Consider the following 15,529-nt stretch of genomic DNA (forward strand, 5'->3'; position numbering starts at 1 on the left):
CGGAGGGGCCTTCTTGCGTCAGTAAGACCGCGGAGTCCAAACAAACCCGTGATCAACACGCGTCCGCGACGACCCGACGATCACCAAACACCGCATATCCACCACCGCGGGATCGAACTCCCCCAAGGACGTCACGGTCACCGACTCCTCGGCACCCCCGACATCCCTCGCCACGACAACGGGCGTCGAAACGGACCGATGCCGCAGCAGCACCTCCCGCGCCCGCACCAGCTGCTCGGTCCGCGTCCGCGAAGCCGGGTTGTACAGAGCCACCACCAGATCCGCGACCCCCGCAGCCTCCAGCCGCCGCTCGATGATCTCCCAAGGCTTCAACCGATCCGACAGCGACAGCACGCAGTAGTCGTGCCCCAGCGGCGCCCCAACCCGAGCCGCCGCCGCGGAAGCAGCCGTCACGCCCGGAATCACCCGCACCCGCACCGGCTCTTCCCACGAAGCCGCCTGCTCCAGCACCGCGGAAGCCATCGCGAACACCCCAGGATCACCCGAGGACACCACAGCCACCCGAGCACCCGAGGCGGCCAAGGAAAGCGCATGACGCGCCCGATCCGCCTCGACCCGGTTCCCCGACGCGTGCCGCACCTGCCCGGCCCGCTGCGGCACCTTCGCCACGTACGGCCCGTACCCGACGATGTGCTCAGCCTCGGCCAGCGCCTCCGAAGCCTCCGGCGTCAGCCACTCCGGCCCGGCCGGCCCCAGCCCGACGACCACGACCTCGCCGCCGTCCACCTGGGCCACCGGCGGAGCAGCGGCCGGCTCCTTCCGCGACGCGTAAGCCGGGCTCGGCACCAGCGCCAGCGAGAAGTACGGCACGGTCGACGGATCAACCGAGGCGAACGGCTCGACGCGCTGGTTGTCCCACGTCGCCCGCTCCACGTAGTACGCCTCGTCCAGCCGCCCCGACTCCGCCAGCGCCTCGCGCACCGACGAGAACGTGCGGCCCAGCTTCATCACCGCCGCGGCCTGGGTGTCCGCCAGCCGCCGCGCCAGCTCCGGCGCGGGCAGCGTCCCGGGCAGCACCGTCAGCACCTCGTCGCGCTGCACCAGCGGCTTGCCCAGCACCGCCGAGGCCGCCGAAACCGACGTCACGCCGGGCACCGCCTCGGCCTCGTACCGGTCGCACAGCCGCTCGTGCATGTACATGTACGAGCCGAAGAAGAACGGGTCTCCCTCGCACAGCACCACCACGTCCCGCCCGGCGTCCAGGTGCTCGGCCAGCCGTTTCGCGCTCAGCTCGTAGAACTCGGCGATCGCGCCCTCGTACCCGCCCGGGTGGTCGGTGCCCTCGGTCGTCACCGGGTACATCAGCCGTTCCTCGATCTGCCCCTCGCGCAGGTACGGCTCGGCCACCGAGCGCGCGATGCTGCGCCCGTGCCGCGCGCAGTGGTAGGCGATCACGTCGGCCTCGCCGATCAGCCGCGCCGCCTTGACCGTCATCAGCTCCGGGTCGCCCGGGCCGAGCCCGACGCCCCACAGCTTGCCCGTCTTCATTCGACCTCGCTCGCGAGCGCGTTGATCGCCGACACGGCCATGGCGCTGCCGCCGCGGCGCCCGTGCACCACCAGGTACGGCGCGGGCGCGCGCTTGACCAGCTCCTCCTTGGACTCGGCGGCGCCGACGAACCCGACCGGCACGCCGATGATCGCGGCCGGCACCCCGGCGCCTTCCTCGATCATCTCCAGCAGCCGGAACAACGCCGTCGGCGCGTTGCCGATCGCCACCACCGAGCCGGCCAGCTCGTCCCGCCACAGCTCGAGCGCGGCCGCGGACCGGGTGGTGCCCATCCGCTCGGCCAGCGCGGGCACCCGCTCGTCGGACAGCGTGCACACGATCTCGTTCGACGCGGGCAAGCGCTTGCGGGTCACGCCGCTGGCGATCATCTGCGCGTCGCACAGCACCGGCGCGCCACCGCGCAGCGCGGCGCGGGCCGATTCGACCAGGTCGAGCGAGTAGGCGAGGTCGTCGACCAGGTCGACCATCCCGCACGAGTGGATCATGCGGACCGCGACCGGCTCCAGGTCCTCCGGCAGGATCGCGAGGTCGGCCTCCTCGCGGATCGTGGCGAACGAGTGGCGGTAGATCTCCGCCCCGTCGCGGATGTAGTCGATCACGCTGTTCCCTTCTGGTATCCCTCGCTGCCCGCGAGCATGTCGACGTGCGGCTCGTGCGGTCGCCCGCACCGCCGTTCGCATCCGGAGAAGTGCATCCGCACCCCGGCGGGGACGCGGGGCATCATCGCCCGCGCGTCCGCCCGCACATCGGCACGTGACTTCGCGCAGCCCGGCCGTCCGATGCACGCGCTGATCCCCAGGCCCGGCGCATCCGGATCGGTCACCAGGCCCGGCGCGTCCAGGCCGCGCGGCACCACGACCGACCGCCACGGCGTCACCACGATCTCCCCCAGCGCCCGCAGGTCCGCGGCCGCGAGCTGCCCCAGCACCGGGGCGCCCACCACCCCGGCGAGCCCGTCGTCGCGGGTGAACGGCCCGATCGGCACCCCCGGCGACGACGGCGGCCGCTCACCCGCGGGCAACGCCGGAAGCTCCCGCACCCGCCACGCGCTGCCCCGGACCTCCAGGAACCACAACGCCTTCCGCACGAGCGCGTCGACCGCCCCGGTGAACGGCACCCGCTCACCGGTGTCCCGGCCCGCGAGCAGCACCGCGCCGGTCGACGAGTCCAGCGCCCGCCAGCACACGTCCGCGTCCTCGCCGGACACGTCGCCGCGGCCGTCGTCGAGGGCGAACAGGAACCGGCCCGGCAGGGCGGCCAGCTCGGGCCGCGCGCACACCGCCCGGTCCAGTTCGAACACCGTGGCCCGGACATCCACCAGCCCGCCGGCGAGCCCGCTCAGCGGCGAGGCCAGGTAGTTGCGCACCCGCTCGTGCGCGGGCGCGGGCAGCAGCCCGGCGGCCGACAGGCGGGCGGCCAGCTCCCCGGTGTCCCGCGACAGGCCGCGCAGCTGGATGTTGCCGCGCGAGGTCAGGTGCACCGACCCGTCGCCGAGGTCTTCGGCGCAGGAGGCCAGCACGCGCGCCTGCTCCGCGCTCACCCGCCCGCCGGGCAGCCGGATCCTGGCGAGGGCGCCGTCGGCGGCGTCGTGCGTGGCGAAGACACCCGGGCACGCGTCGGGGCGGACACGTCCGGGAGGGGCCATGCGCTCACTGTAAACGGCGGCCGGAGCGCGAAGTATTACCTGGATCATATGTAGTAGATCTGCTACATTTCATCGCACGGGCGTAGCACTGGGGAGAAGATCTATGACAGCGGTGAGCCAGGTCGCGACGCGTCCACCCGAGCCGCCGGGCGAGGAGCCCGCGCTCGACGTCCGCGGCCTCCGCATGCGGTACGGCGCCAACGACGTGCTCAAGGGCGTGACCTTCCAGGCCACCCGGGGCGAGGTGCTGGCGCTGCTCGGCCCGAACGGCGCGGGCAAGACGACCACCATCGAGATCCTGGAAGGCTTCCGGATGCGTTCGGCCGGCGAGGTGCGGGTGCTCGGCGTCGACCCGGCCCGGGGCACCGAAGCCTGGCGCGCGCGGCTGGGCATCGTGCTGCAGTCGTGGCGGGACCACGGCAAGTGGCGCGTGCGGGAGCTGCTGGCCCACCTCGGCTCGTACTACGTCGACCACCGGCGGCCGTGGGATGTCGACGAGCTGGTCGAGACCGTCGGCCTCACCCCGCACGCGGACAAGCGGGTCGGCCGGCTCTCCGGCGGGCAGCGGCGGCGGCTGGACGTCGCGATCGGCATCGTCGGCCGCCCCGACCTGCTGTTCCTGGACGAGCCGACCGCCGGGTTCGACCCGGAGGCGCGCCGCGAGTTCCACGACCTGGTGCACCGGCTGGCCGACGAGTCGGACACCACGATCCTGCTCACCACGCACGACCTGGACGAGGCCGAGAAACTCGCCGACCGGATCCTCATCCTGGCCGGCGGCACGATCATCGCGAACGGCTCGGCCGAGCAGCTCAGCCGCGAGATGTCCACCGACGCCGAGGTCCGCTGGACCCGCGACGGGCAGCGGTACGTGCACTCGACCACCGACGCGACGAAGTACGTGCGCGAGCTGTTCGCCCAGTACGGCGAGGAGATCGAGGACCTGGAGGTGCGCCGGGCGAGCCTGGAGGACACCTACATGGCGCTGCTGCGCAAGTTCGAGGGAGGCGCGCGATGACCGCGACCGCTGTGCGTGCCGGGTTCCAGCGCGGCCTGATCGAGCTGCGGCAGAGCTTCACCACGGTCCAGGACCTGTGGGGGTACTTCTTCCCGACGGTGGTGTTCCTGGTGGTGATGACGCTGATGAAGGGCTCGGTCATCCCCGGCACCACGTTCTCCCGCGGCTCGATGACCCTGCCCAGCCTGATCGGCGCGAGCGTCGGGTTCAACGCGATGATCAACACGATGCAGCAGCTCACGGTCGAGCGCGAAGACGGCACCCTGCTGCGCGCCAAGGCCCTGCCGCACGGCATGACCGGCTACCTGATCGGCAAGATCGTGCTGGTCTCGGGCATGACGCTGGTGGGCATCGCGCTGCTGATCGTGCCCGGCCTGTTCATGTTCGACGGTCTCCAGGTCGACGCCATGACCTGGGTGACCATGGCGTGGGTGCTGGTGGTCGGCCTGGTCGCGACGCTGCCGATCGGCGCGGTGTTCGGGTCGCTGTTCGAGAACCCGCGCACGATGGGCGTGGTCATGCTGCCGGTGATGGCGCTGGTCGGCACGTCGGGCATCTTCTACCCGATCGGCGAGCTGCCCACCTGGGTCCAGGGCATCGCCCAGGTGTTCCCGCTGTACTGGCTGGGGCTGGGCATGCGCTCGGCGTTCCTGCCGGAGGGCATGGTGGCCGTGGAGATCGGGCAGTCGTGGCGGACGTGGGAGACGCTCGGGGTGCTCGGCGCGTGGGCGGTCGCGGGCCTGGTCCTGGCGCCGATCGTGCTGCGTAGGATGGCGCGGCGCGAGTCCGGGTCGACCGTGGCCGCACGGCGGGAGAAGGCACTACAGCGGATGCCGGGATGAGTGAGTCGATCTACAACCGCATCGCGATGCTGCGCGCCGAGCGCGGCATCTCACGGCGGCAGCTGGCCGAGGCGGTCGGGGTGCACTACCAGACGATCGGCTACCTCGAGCGCGGCGAGTACAGCCCGAGCCTGTACCTCGCGCTGCGCATCGCGGAGTACTTCGAGGTGCCCGTCGAGGTGATCTTCTCCACGCGACCCTTCCCCCGCCTCGGCCGCGAGGAACGGACGGCTTGACTCCGGGCCCGCCCAGCGGACAGTGTTGGGGAGACCTAGGAGGGAACCGCGTGATCCTGCTGCTGTCCACTTCGGACACCGACCTGCTCAGCGCCCGGACCAGTGAGGCCGGTTACACCCTGGCCAACCCGGCCCGGCTCGACCTGGCCGAGCTGCCCGCGCTGCTGGAAGGCGCGGACATCGTCGTGGTCCGCATCCTGGGATCGGCGCGGACCTGGCAGGAGGGCTTGGACACCGTCCGGGCCAGCGGCAAGCACGTGGTGGTCCTGGGCGGTGAGCAGACACCGGACGCGGAGCTGATGGCGTTGTCCACCGTTCCGGCCGGCATCGCCACCGAGGCGCACGCCTACCTCGCGCAGGGCGGCCCGGCCAACCTCACCCAGCTGCACCGGTTCCTCACCGACACGCTGCTGCTCACCGGCGACGGCTTCGAGCCGCCCGCCGAGCAGCCCGCGTGGGGTGTGCTGGATCGACACGGACGCCGCGCTGTGAACTCCCGCGGTCCCGTCGTGGCGATCCTCTACTACCGCGCGCACCACCTGTCCGGGAACACGCGGTTCGTCGAGGCGCTGGCCGAGGCGGTCGAGGACGCGGGCGGGCAGGCCCTGCCGATCTACTGCGCGTCGCTGCGCTCGCGTGAGCCGGAGATGATGGCCGAGCTGCGCAAGGCCGACGCGCTGCTGGTCACCGTGCTCGCCGCGGGCGGCACCCGGCCGTCGGAGGCCGGCGCCGGCGGGGACGACGAGGCGTGGGACGTCGCCGAGCTGGCCGCGCTCGACGTGCCGACGCTGCAGGCGCTGTGCCTGACCAGCGACCGCGCGACCTGGGAGGCCAACGACGACGGCCTGTCGCCGCTGGACGCGGGCAACCAGATGGCGGTGCCGGAGTTCGACGGCCGCCTGATCACCGTGCCGTTCTCGTTCAAGGAGATCGACGACGACGGCCTGCCGCACTATGTCCCGGACCCCGAGCGGGCCGCGCGGGTCGCGGGCATCGCCCTCGCGCATGCCCGGCTGCGGCACACCCCGCCGCCGGAGCGCAAGATCGTGCTGATGCTGTCGGCGTACCCCACGAAGCACTCCCGCGTGGGCAACGCGGTGGGCCTGGACACCCCGGCCTCGGCCGTCGAGCTGCTGCGGCGCATGCGGGAGCAGGGCTACGACCTGGGCGACGAGCCCTTCCCGGGCGTCGAGCCCACCGGCACCGACCAGCCGGACGGCGACGCGCTCATCCACGCGCTGATCGCCGCGGGCGGCCAGGACCCGGAGTGGCTGACCGAGGAGCAGCTGTCCGGCAACCCGATCCGCGTGCCCGCCGCGCGTTACCGCGAGTGGTTCGCCGCGCTTCCCGAAGACCTGCGTGCGGAGATCGAGGAGCACTGGGGCCCGCCGCCCGGCGACCTGTACGTGGACCGGTCGTCCAATCCGGACGGTGACATCGTGCTGGCCTCGCTGCGGGCCGGGAACGTCGTGCTGATGATCCAGCCGCCACGCGGGTTCGGCGAGAACCCGGTGGCGATCTACCACAACCCGGACCTGCCGCCGAGCCACCACTACCTCGCCTGCTACCGCTGGATCGAGGAGGAGTTCGGCGCGCACGCGGTGGTCCACCTCGGCAAGCACGGCTCGCTGGAGTGGCTGCCGGGCAAGAACGCCGGGCTGTCGCCGTCCTGCGGGCCGGACGCGGTGCTGGGCAACCTGCCGCTGATCTACCCGTTCCTGATCAACGACCCGGGCGAGGGCGCGCAGGCCAAGCGGCGCGCGCACGCCACGATCGTCGACCACCTGATCCCGCCGATGGCGCGGGCGGAGAGCTACGGCGACCTGGCCCGGCTGGAGCAGCTGCTCGACGAGCACGCGAACATCGCGGCGATGGACCCGGCGAAGCTGCCCGCGATCCGGCAGCAGATCTGGACGCTGATCCAGGCCGCCAAGCTGGACCACGACCTGGGGATTTCCGAGCGCCCGCACGACGCCGAGTTCGACGACTTCCTCCTGCACATCGACGGCTGGCTGTGCGAGGTGAAGGACGCGCAGATCCGCGACGGCCTGCACGTCCTCGGCGCCGCGCCGGCCGGTGAGGCGCGGGTCAACCTGGTGCTGGCGATGCTGCGGGCCCAGCAGATGTGGGGCGGCAAGGCCGGTGCGGTGCCGGGGCTGCGGTCCGTGCTTGGCCTGCGCGACGGCGCGCCGACGTCCGAAGTGGACGCGATCGAGGCGTCGGCGCGGGCGCTGGTCGAGGCGATGGAGAAACGGGACTGGGCACCGGAGGCGGTCGCGGAGGTGGCTCCCGATCCGGAGGTCGCGCGGGTGCTGACGTTCGCGGCCACCGAGATCGTGCCCCGGCTGGCCGGCACGGCCGGCGAGATCGACGCGGTGCTGCACGCCCTGGACGGCGGGTACATCGCGGCCGGGCCGAGCGGATCGCCGCTGCGCGGGCTGGTCAACGTGCTGCCGACCGGCCGCAACTTCTACACCGTGGACCCGAAGGCGATCCCGAGCCGCCTGGCGTGGGAGACCGGGCAGGCGCTGGCGGAGTCGCTGCTGCGGCGCTACCGCGAGGACACCGGCGAGTGGCCGAAGTCGGTCGGCCTGTCGGTGTGGGGCACCTCGGCGATGCGCACCTCCGGTGACGACGCGGCGGAAGTGCTGGCGCTGCTGGGTGTCCAGCCGGTGTGGGACGACGCGTCCCGCCGGGTGACCGGGCTGGAGCCGATCCCGCTCGCCGAACTGGGCCGTCCGCGCATCGACGTGACCGTGCGGATCAGCGGGTTCTTCCGGGACGCGTTCCCGCACGTGGTGGACCTGCTCGACGACGCGGTGCGGCTGGCGGCGTCGCTGGACGAGCCCGCGTCCGACAACTTCGTGCGCGCGCACGTGCAGGCGGATCTGGCCGAGCACGGTGACGAACGCCGGGCCACCACGCGGATCTTCGGCTCGAAGCCGGGCGCGTACGGGGCGGGGATCCTGCCCCTGCTGGATTCCGGCAACTGGCGCGACGACGCCGACCTGGCCGAGGTCTACGCGACCTGGGGCGGGTACGCCTACGGGCGCGGTCTGGACGGCGTCGAGGCGCGGCCGGACATGGAGAGCGCGTACCGGCGCATCGAGGTCGCGGCGAAGAACACCGACACGCGTGAGCACGACATCGCCGACTCGGATGATTATTTCCAGTACCACGGCGGGATGATCGCGTTCACCCGGGCGTTGACCGGCCAGGCGCCGGCGTCCTATGTGGGCGATTCGACGAGCCCGGACGCGGTGCGGACGCGGTCGCTGTCGGAGGAGACGGCCCGCGTGTTCCGCGCGCGGGTGGTGAACCCGCGCTGGATCGCGGCGATGCGCAAGCACGGTTACAAGGGCGCCTTCGAGCTGGCGGCCACTGTGGACTACCTGTTCGGCTTCGACGCCACCGCCGGGGTCGTGCAGGATTGGATGTACGAGAAGCTGTCCCAGTCGTACGTCCTCGATCAGCAGAACCAGGAGTTCCTCGCGAAGGCCAACCCGTGGGCGTTGCGCGGCATCATCGAGCGGCTGACCGAGGCCGCCGACCGCGGCCTGTGGGCGGAGCCGGACCCGGAGCTGCTGGGGGAGTTGCGCGAGGTGTACCTGCGGACCGAGGGCGAGCTGGAGGGCGAGTGACCGGGGTGGACCTGAACGCGGATCTCGGCGAGGGATTCGGGGTCTGGCGCCTCACGGAGGACGACGCGCTGCTGGAGATCGTCTCCAGCGCCAACGTGGCGTGCGGTTTCCACGCGGGAGACCCGAGCGTGCTGCGACGCGTGACGGCGGCGGCCGCCGAGCGGGGTGTCGCGGTCGGCGCGCAGGTGGCGTACCGGGACCTGGCCGGCTTCGGGCGGCGGTTCTTGGACGTGTCCCCTGCCGAGTTGACCGATGACGTGCTGTACCAGATCGGGGCGCTGGACGCGTTCGCCCGGGTGGCGGGAACGCGGGTGGCGTACGTGAAGCCGCACGGCGCGCTCTACAACGCGATCGTGCACCACGCGGAACAGGCCACGGCGGTGGTCGAGGCGGTGCGGTTGTTCGACCCGTCGTTGCCGGTGCTGGGGTTGCCCGGTTCGGAGTTCCTGCGCCAGGCGGAGACGGCCGGTCTGCGCCCGGTGCGCGAGGCGTTCGCCGACCGGGCCTACACGCCGTCCGGAACGCTGGTCTCGCGCCGAGAGCCCGGAGCGGTGATCCACGACGCCGACGAGGTGGTCCGCCGATGCGTGCGGATGGCTGTCGAGGGCGTTGTGGTGGCTGTGGACGGTTCCGAGGTGAAGGTGGAGCCGGAGTCGATCTGCCTGCACGGGGACACCCCCGGCGCGGTGGAGATCGGCCGCCGCGTGCGGGCGGCGCTGGTGGAGGCTGGGGTTTCGGTGCGGCCGTTCACCAGCGCAGCGGCAGGTGCGTGATCCCGTTGATGAAGTTCGACGTCAACCGCCGCACCTCGCCATCCAAACGCACCTCGGGCAGCATCGTCAGGAACTCCCGGAAGAACACCCGCATCTGCAACCGCCCGAAGTGCGCCCCCAGACACAGATGCGGCCCCTGCCCGAACGCCAAGTGATCGTTCGGCGCCCGCGAGACGTCGAACCGATAGGGATCCGGGAACTGCCGCTCGTCGAAATGCGCCGAAGCGAAATACACCACGACCTTGTCCCCCGCGGCGATCCGCTTCCCTCCCAACGAGGTGTCGACGGCAGCCGTCCGCCGGAAGGTCAGCACCGGCGGATGCCACCGCAGCATCTCCTCCACCGCGCTCGGCACCAGCGACGGATCGGCCCGCAACCGCCGGTACTCGCCGGGGTTCTGCACCAGCGCCAGCACCCCGCCCGGAAGCGCGCTGCGCACCGTGTCGTTCCCGGCGATCACCATGAGGAAGAAGAACATCCGCAGCTCGGCGTCGTCCAGGGAGCGTCCGTCCACAGTGGCCTGGACCAGCGCGGTCATCAGGTCGTCGGCCGGATCGCGGCGCTTGGCCTCGGCCAGTTCCTGCGCGTAGCCGAACATGTCGGCCAGCATCGCCGGGGACCGCGGGTTGATCGGCTTCCCGTCGGGGCCGCGCACGATCTCGGCGTGCTCCGGGTCCTGGTAGCCGATGACGCGGTTGGTCCACTTCAGCAGCAAGCCGCGGTCCTGCGGCGGCACCCCGATCAGGTCGGCGAGGTTGAGCAGCGGGAAATCGTCGGTCACCTCGACCGACAGATCACACCGCCCGCGCGGCACCACCGCCCCGATCAGAGCCCGCGCCCGCTCGGCGATCTGGTCGGCCGAGCGCTCCAGCCGCCGCCGGGTGAACACCGCGGACACGATGCGGCGCAACCGGTTGTGCTCCGGCGGGTCCATGTTCAGGATCATCCGCCGGATGAACGTGAGGTCGTCCGGCTCGGGGTCCCGGATCTGCGTCGCCCCCAGCCAGGACGAGAACACCTCCGGCGTGCGCAGCACGTGCTTCACGTCGGCGTACCGGGTCACCGCCCAGTAGCCGGGCCCGGACGGCCAGTCGAGCACCTCGTGTTCGTCCTGCCACGCGACCGGTTCGGTGTCGCGCAGGCGGCGCAGCTCGTCGTGCGGCACACCGCGGGCGAACACCCTCGGGTCGAAGACGTCCACATCGGACATCAGTGCTCGTCCAGGAACACTTCGATCATGTTCGCCACCGTCACCGGCACCTCGTCGGCCGCGTAGTGCCCGGCGTCGGGCAGCACCTCCAGCTCGAGCTTCGGGTACCACTGCCCGAAGGTCCCGAGCATGACGTCCTCGCTGAGCGCGGGATCGTGTTCGCCGACGACGACCTTGATCGGCACTTCGTTGCCGGCGATGCGCTCGGAGAAGTCGGTCTTCGCCCAAGCCTCCAGGTACTCGGCGAACGCGGTCTTGTCGGAGTTCTCCAGCGAGTGCATGACCATGCCGTCGAGCCACGAGTCGGGGTGCCGGCCGCCGGTGGTGAAGTCGATGATCGCGCGCCGGCTGGCCGGGTCGTCGGCGGCGCTGCTGAACAGGCCCCAGGTGTCCTCGTCCATCGGCACGCCGCTCGCGGGCACCGGGGAGATCCCGAACAGGGACCGGACGCGGCCGGGCGCCTCGGCGAGGACGTACTGCATGACGCTGCCGCCCATCGAGTGCCCGACGAGGGAGAACCGGTCGACGCCGAGTTCGTCGGCGAGCAGCAGCACGTCCCCGGCCGCCTCGGCGATGGTGTGCGCGCCCGCCTCGTCCTTGCGCGTGCCGTAGCCGCGGTAGTCGGGGAAGAGGTAGCTGAACCGCTCGGTGTCGAGGTGCGGGGTGAGTTCCTGCCACGCCTTCGACGACCCGAACCAGCCGTGCAGCACGAACACGACGTGCTCACCGGTGCCGACCCGCTCCATGTGCGCCCTCCAAGTCCTCGCTGACCCGTGCAGTGGCGAGCTTGGCACACTCGCGGCACGTTGGCACGGACACGCAGAATGATCTTGTGGACTCCCTGCTCACCCGGCTGCCCACGGTGACCGAGCCGGCGCCGCTGGACCTGGCCTTGTTCAACCACACCGCCGACCCGTTCGGCGCGCACGTGGGCGTCTGGACCGACGACGACCGTGTGCTGCACCTGTGCGCGGAGGTCGGCAGACCGCGGTGTGGACACTGGCGTAGTTCGCGGCCCGCGAGCGCTACCGGACGCTGATCGGCTTCAAACGCTGCCACCGAGCGGCGTGACCGTAAGGGGTGCGCGTGACCGCCGCCCGCCTCGTCGCCACCGTCCCCGCTCCGCTCGCTCCGGCGAACGCCGACGCCCCGGAAGTGGTGCACCGGATGCTCGTGCAGCGGGGTGACACCGAACTGGTGGCTCTCGATCCCGGCTCGCGGCGCGAGGTCCGGTTCCCGGCGCCTTGGCCGCGCCGCTTCGGCACTGCGACCGTGTCACCGCGGGGTGATTTCGCCGTGTTCGCCGGTCTGCACGCGGTCCGCGCGGTGGATCCGGCCGGAAGCACCCGCTGGGAGGTGCGGCACGCCTGCTGGCGTGCCTGCGACGCGATGCACGCGTCGCCGGCCGAGTACGCCGACGCCGGGCACCACCCGGCCCGCCACTGGCTCCTGCACGACCTGACGCTACGCGGCGAGATCACCTACCCGTTCCCGGTCACAGGCCCGCCGCGCCCCGCGGGCGAGGGCACCTGGTACACGCTGGCGGAAGACGGCACCGCGGTGCGCTTCTGGACGCTCTCGCGCTAGCCGACACGGGCGGCAGGTGACACCGACGCGAACAATGCGCTCACGTCCGGCGACGGAGAACCGCCCAGCACCACCCGCACCACGAGCCCGACCGGCAGGCCGAGCGCGATCGGGGCCGGCAGCCCCGTCGCGATCCAGATCGGCCCCAGCACCAGCACCCGCGGCAACCCCGCTGGGTCAGCGCGAGCACGAGCGCGGTGGTCAACAGATCGCCAGCCGGACCGGTCCCGCACATCCTGGCCCACCATCGGCACCACGTTCCCCCCAGTTCAGGGGCACTCCTCCGCGTGGTTCTGCCACAGCATCGCCGCGTGCAGGGCGTCGATCAGCACCTCGTCGTCGGCCACGCTCGGTTCGCCGCCCAGCGGGATCCAGCGCTCGCACACCTTGCAGCCGTCCTCGTACCCGGTCAGCAGCATCCCCGGGTACGACAACGTCACGGGCTCCCCGTCCGGCCCGTCCACGTCGACGCGCCGGAGGTGCATCGCCACGCGCACCTGCCGCTTCCCGCCCATCCGCACCTGCCTGCCTCGACCCCGGTACCCCGACGTCGCGGCCCGGCGCGCGTTGGTTACCGCGCCGATCCTCCCGATTCGGCAACGGCGGGCACCCCTTGCGTGTCCCGCCGCGGGCGGCGCAGGCAGAATTGGCCCCCGCAACCGCGAGCAGGGAGTGATCAGCATCGTGACAGTGGCCGTGCAGTCGATCGAGCAGAAGATCGCCGAGGAGCTCGGCGTCCGCGAAGGGCAGGTCAAGGCCGCCGTGGACCTGCTCGACGGCGGGGCGACCGTGCCGTTCATCGCGCGGTACCGCAAGGAGGTGACCGGTGCCCTCGACGACGCCCAGCTGCGCACGCTCGAGGACCGGCTGCGTTACCTGCGGGAGCTCGACGAGCGCCGGGCCGCGATCCTCGAGTCGATCGACAGCCAGGGCAAGCTCACCGAGGAGCTGGCCGAGGCGATCCGCGCCGCGGACACCAAGGCCCGGCTGGAGGACATCTACCTCCCCTACAAGCCCAAGCGCCGCACCAAGGCCCAGATCGCCCGCGAGGCCGGCCTCGAACCGCTGGCCGACGGCCTGCTGAACGACCCGGACACCGACCCGCAGGCCGCCGCGGCCGTGTTCGTCGACCCGGAGAAGGGCGTCGCGGACGCCCAGGCCGCCCTCGACGGCGCCCGCGCGATCCTGGTCGAGCGCTTCGGCGAGGACGCCGACCTGATCGGCGAGCTGCGCGAGAAGATGTGGACCGAAGGCTACTTCTCCTCGAAGGTCCGCCAGGGCAAGGAGACCGAGGGCGCGAAGTTCGCCGACTACTTCGACTTCGCCGAACCGTTCACCAAGATGCCCTCGCACCGGGTGCTGGCGATGCTGCGCGGTGAGAAGGAGGAGGTCCTCGACCTCACCGTCGAACCCGAGGAACCCAGCGACGAGCCGAAGGTCGGTCCCTCGGACTACGAGCGCCGCATCGCGCAGCGGTTCGGCATCAAGAACGAGGGCCGCCCGGCCGACAAGTGGCTGCAGGACACGGTGCGCTGGGCGTGGCGCACGAAGATCCTCCTGCACCTGGGCATCGACCTGCGGATGCGGCTGCGGCAGAAGGCCGAGGAGGACGCGGTGAACGTGTTCGCCGCGAACCTGCGCGACCTGCTGCTGGCCGCGCCCGCCGGCACGCGCGCCACGATGGGCCTGGACCCGGGCTTCCGCACCGGCGTGAAGGTCGCCGTCGTGGACGCCACCGGCAAGGTCGTCAACACCCACACGATCTACCCGCACCAGCCGCAGAACCGCTGGGACCAGTCCATCGACGAGCTGGCGAAGCTCTGCGCCGCCCATTCGGTGGACCTGATCGCGATCGGCAACGGCACCGCGTCCCGGGAGACCGACAAGCTGGCGATCGAGCTGATCAAGCGGCACCCCGAGCTGAAGCTGACCAAGGCCGTCGTCTCGGAGGCGGGCGCGTCGGTGTACTCGGCGTCGGCGTTCGCCTCGCAGGAGCTGCCCGAGCTGGACGTCTCGCTGCGCGGCGCGGTCTCGATCGCGCGGCGCCTGCAGGACCCGCTGGCCGAGCTGGTGAAGATCGACCCGAAGTCGATCGGCGTCGGGCAGTACCAGCACGACGTGTCCGAGGTCGCGCTGTCCCGCTCGCTGGACGCGGTGGTCGAGGACTGCGTGAACGCCGTCGGCGTGGACGTCAACACCGCCTCCACCCCACTGCTGACCAGGGTTTCCGGCATCACTGCGGGCCTGGCCGAGAACATCGTCAACCACCGCGACACGCACGGCCCGTTCCGGTCGCGCTCGGCGCTGAAGGAGGTCCCGCGACTGGGCCCGAAGGCGTTCGAGCAGTGCGCGGGCTTCCTGCGGATCCGCGGCGGCGACGACCCGCTGGACTCCTCCAGCGTGCACCCAGAGGCCTACCCGGTGGTGCGGCGGATCCTGTCCAAGACCGGCGTCGAGCTGCGTGAGCTGATCGGCAACGAGCGGGTGCTGCGCAAGCTGCGCCCGGAGGACTTCGTGGACGAGACCTTCGGCCTGCCGACGGTCACCGACATCCTCGCCGAGCTGGAGAAACCCGGCCGCGACCCGCGCCCGGCGTTCAAGACCGCGACCTTCGCCGAGGGCGTGGAGAAGATCGGCGACCTCAAGCCGGGCATGCGGCTGGAGGGCGTGGTGACCAACGTGGCCGCGTTCGGCGCGTTCGTCGACATCGGCGTGCACCAGGACGGCCTGGTCCACGTGTCGGCGATGTCGAAGAACTTCGTCAAGGACCCGCGTGAGGTGGTCAAGCCGGGTGACATCGTCAAGGTGAAGGTGCTCGAGGTGGACATCGCCCGCAAGCGGATCTCGCTGACCCTGCGCCTGGACGACGAGATCGGCGGCGGCCGCGCCAAACCCGCTGGTGGCGGCGGTGGCGAGCGCCGTGGCGGACAGCCGCGCAAGGGCGGTCAGCCGAAGCGCCGCGAGCCGGCCGGCGGCGGTGGCGCGCTGGCCGATGCCCTCCGAAAGGCTGGCTACGGTCGCTAAAACGCCGTTCGGGGTTCATCATC

At 71.7% G+C, this 15,529-nt stretch carries 15 protein-coding genes; 8 read left to right on the forward strand and 7 right to left on the reverse strand.

The window, feature by feature from the left end; genetic code table 11:
- Window positions 1–18: 18 nt before the first annotated feature.
- Genes IE290_RS31575 through IE290_RS31585 form a run of 3 tightly spaced genes read right to left on the reverse strand, consistent with a single transcriptional unit; the run spans window position 19 to window position 3,175 of the window.
- Window positions 19–1,509, reverse strand: a complete 1,491-nt coding sequence (locus IE290_RS31575) for a precorrin-2 C(20)-methyltransferase (protein WP_191248380.1) — start codon at window positions 1,507–1,509, stop codon at window positions 19–21.
- Window positions 1,506–2,129 carry a precorrin-8X methylmutase gene (locus tag IE290_RS31580; protein ID WP_191248381.1) on the reverse strand — a complete coding sequence of 208 codons (624 nt, stop codon included), beginning with the start codon at window positions 2,127–2,129 and terminating at the stop codon, window positions 1,506–1,508. Before IE290_RS31580 ends, IE290_RS31575 begins: the two co-directional genes overlap by 4 nt.
- The gene (locus IE290_RS31585) at window positions 2,126–3,175 is read right to left on the reverse strand and encodes a ferredoxin-like domain-containing protein (RefSeq protein WP_191248382.1); all 1,050 of its coding nucleotides are present in this window, start codon (window positions 3,173–3,175) and stop codon (window positions 2,126–2,128) included. The genes IE290_RS31580 and IE290_RS31585 overlap by 4 nt, the downstream gene beginning before the upstream one ends.
- A gap of 184 nt (window positions 3,176–3,359) precedes the next feature.
- Between IE290_RS31585 and IE290_RS31590 the strand changes: the two genes are divergently transcribed.
- From IE290_RS31590 to IE290_RS31610, 5 genes are read left to right on the forward strand one after another with little or no spacing between them, the layout of a single operon-like run.
- On the forward strand, window positions 3,360–4,193 hold the full coding sequence (locus IE290_RS31590) for an ABC transporter ATP-binding protein (RefSeq protein WP_229874844.1): 834 nt from the start codon (window positions 3,360–3,362) through the stop codon (window positions 4,191–4,193).
- Window positions 4,190–5,035 (forward strand): ABC transporter permease, encoded by an 846-nt coding sequence (locus IE290_RS31595; RefSeq protein ID WP_191248384.1) that lies wholly within the window; start codon window positions 4,190–4,192, stop codon window positions 5,033–5,035. The genes IE290_RS31590 and IE290_RS31595 overlap by 4 nt, the downstream gene beginning before the upstream one ends.
- Window positions 5,032–5,271 (forward strand): helix-turn-helix transcriptional regulator, encoded by a 240-nt coding sequence (locus IE290_RS31600; protein WP_191248385.1) that lies wholly within the window; start codon window positions 5,032–5,034, stop codon window positions 5,269–5,271. Before IE290_RS31595 ends, IE290_RS31600 begins: the two co-directional genes overlap by 4 nt.
- A 50-nt stretch (window positions 5,272–5,321) precedes the next feature.
- The gene (gene cobN, locus IE290_RS31605) at window positions 5,322–8,912 is read left to right on the forward strand and encodes a cobaltochelatase subunit CobN (RefSeq protein WP_191248386.1); all 3,591 of its coding nucleotides are present in this window, start codon (window positions 5,322–5,324) and stop codon (window positions 8,910–8,912) included.
- The gene (locus IE290_RS31610) at window positions 8,909–9,685 is read left to right on the forward strand and encodes a LamB/YcsF family protein (protein ID WP_191248387.1); all 777 of its coding nucleotides are present in this window, start codon (window positions 8,909–8,911) and stop codon (window positions 9,683–9,685) included. Before cobN ends, IE290_RS31610 begins: the two co-directional genes overlap by 4 nt.
- Here IE290_RS31610 and IE290_RS31615 read toward each other — a convergent pair.
- Window positions 9,660–10,895: a cytochrome P450 gene (locus tag IE290_RS31615; protein ID WP_191248388.1), complete on the reverse strand. Its 1,236-nt coding sequence runs from the start codon at window positions 10,893–10,895 to the stop codon at window positions 9,660–9,662. The genes IE290_RS31610 and IE290_RS31615 overlap by 26 nt on opposite strands.
- Complete coding sequence (locus tag IE290_RS31620) at window positions 10,895–11,641, reverse strand: alpha/beta fold hydrolase (RefSeq protein ID WP_191248389.1); 747 nt, start codon at window positions 11,639–11,641, stop codon at window positions 10,895–10,897. Before IE290_RS31620 ends, IE290_RS31615 begins: the two co-directional genes overlap by 1 nt.
- Window positions 11,642–11,727: 86 nt before the next feature.
- Between IE290_RS31620 and IE290_RS31625 the strand changes: the two genes are divergently transcribed.
- Window positions 11,728–11,934: a hypothetical protein gene (locus tag IE290_RS31625; protein ID WP_229874835.1), complete on the forward strand. Its 207-nt coding sequence runs from the start codon at window positions 11,728–11,730 to the stop codon at window positions 11,932–11,934.
- A gap of 47 nt (window positions 11,935–11,981) precedes the next feature.
- A complete protein-coding gene (locus tag IE290_RS31630) occupies window positions 11,982–12,482 on the forward strand; it encodes a hypothetical protein (protein WP_229874836.1) in 501 nt (166 codons plus the stop codon).
- Here the strand turns inward: IE290_RS31630 and IE290_RS31635 are convergent.
- Complete coding sequence (locus IE290_RS31635; protein ID WP_191248390.1) at window positions 12,479–12,640, reverse strand: hypothetical protein; 162 nt, start codon at window positions 12,638–12,640, stop codon at window positions 12,479–12,481. The two genes, IE290_RS31630 and IE290_RS31635, sit on opposite strands and share 4 nt — an antisense overlap.
- A gap of 111 nt (window positions 12,641–12,751) precedes the next feature.
- Window positions 12,752–12,997, reverse strand: coding sequence for a hypothetical protein (locus IE290_RS31640; RefSeq protein ID WP_191248391.1), 246 nt, complete (start codon window positions 12,995–12,997; stop codon window positions 12,752–12,754).
- A 157-nt stretch (window positions 12,998–13,154) separates the two neighbouring features.
- Here IE290_RS31640 and IE290_RS31645 point away from each other — a divergent pair, with 157 nt between their 5' ends.
- On the forward strand, window positions 13,155–15,506 hold the full coding sequence (locus IE290_RS31645; protein WP_191248392.1) for a Tex family protein: 2,352 nt from the start codon (window positions 13,155–13,157) through the stop codon (window positions 15,504–15,506).
- Window positions 15,507–15,529: the final 23 nt, after the last annotated feature.

It is taken from the genome of Amycolatopsis deserti, assembly GCF_014653945.1.
GTDB classification, from domain to species: domain Bacteria; phylum Actinomycetota; class Actinomycetes; order Mycobacteriales; family Pseudonocardiaceae; genus Amycolatopsis_E; species Amycolatopsis_E deserti.

Excerpts from the sequence above, each read along its gene's own strand:
- IE290_RS31575 (WP_191248380.1), bottom strand. The coding sequence starts at position 1,509 with ATGAAGACGGGCAAGCTGTGGGGCGTCGGGCTCGGCCCGGGCGACCCG.
- IE290_RS31585 (WP_191248382.1), bottom strand. The coding sequence starts at position 3,175 with ATGGCCCCTCCCGGACGTGTCCGCCCCGACGCGTGCCCGGGTGTCTTC.
- IE290_RS31590 (WP_229874844.1), top strand. The coding sequence starts at position 3,360 with ATGCGGTACGGCGCCAACGACGTGCTCAAGGGCGTGACCTTCCAGGCC.
- IE290_RS31595 (WP_191248384.1), top strand. The coding sequence starts at position 4,190 with ATGACCGCGACCGCTGTGCGTGCCGGGTTCCAGCGCGGCCTGATCGAG.
- IE290_RS31600 (WP_191248385.1), top strand. The coding sequence starts at position 5,032 with ATGAGTGAGTCGATCTACAACCGCATCGCGATGCTGCGCGCCGAGCGC.
- IE290_RS31615 (WP_191248388.1), bottom strand. The coding sequence starts at position 10,895 with ATGTCCGATGTGGACGTCTTCGACCCGAGGGTGTTCGCCCGCGGTGTG.
- IE290_RS31620 (WP_191248389.1), bottom strand. The coding sequence starts at position 11,641 with ATGGAGCGGGTCGGCACCGGTGAGCACGTCGTGTTCGTGCTGCACGGC.
- IE290_RS31640 (WP_191248391.1), bottom strand. The coding sequence starts at position 12,997 with ATGGGCGGGAAGCGGCAGGTGCGCGTGGCGATGCACCTCCGGCGCGTC.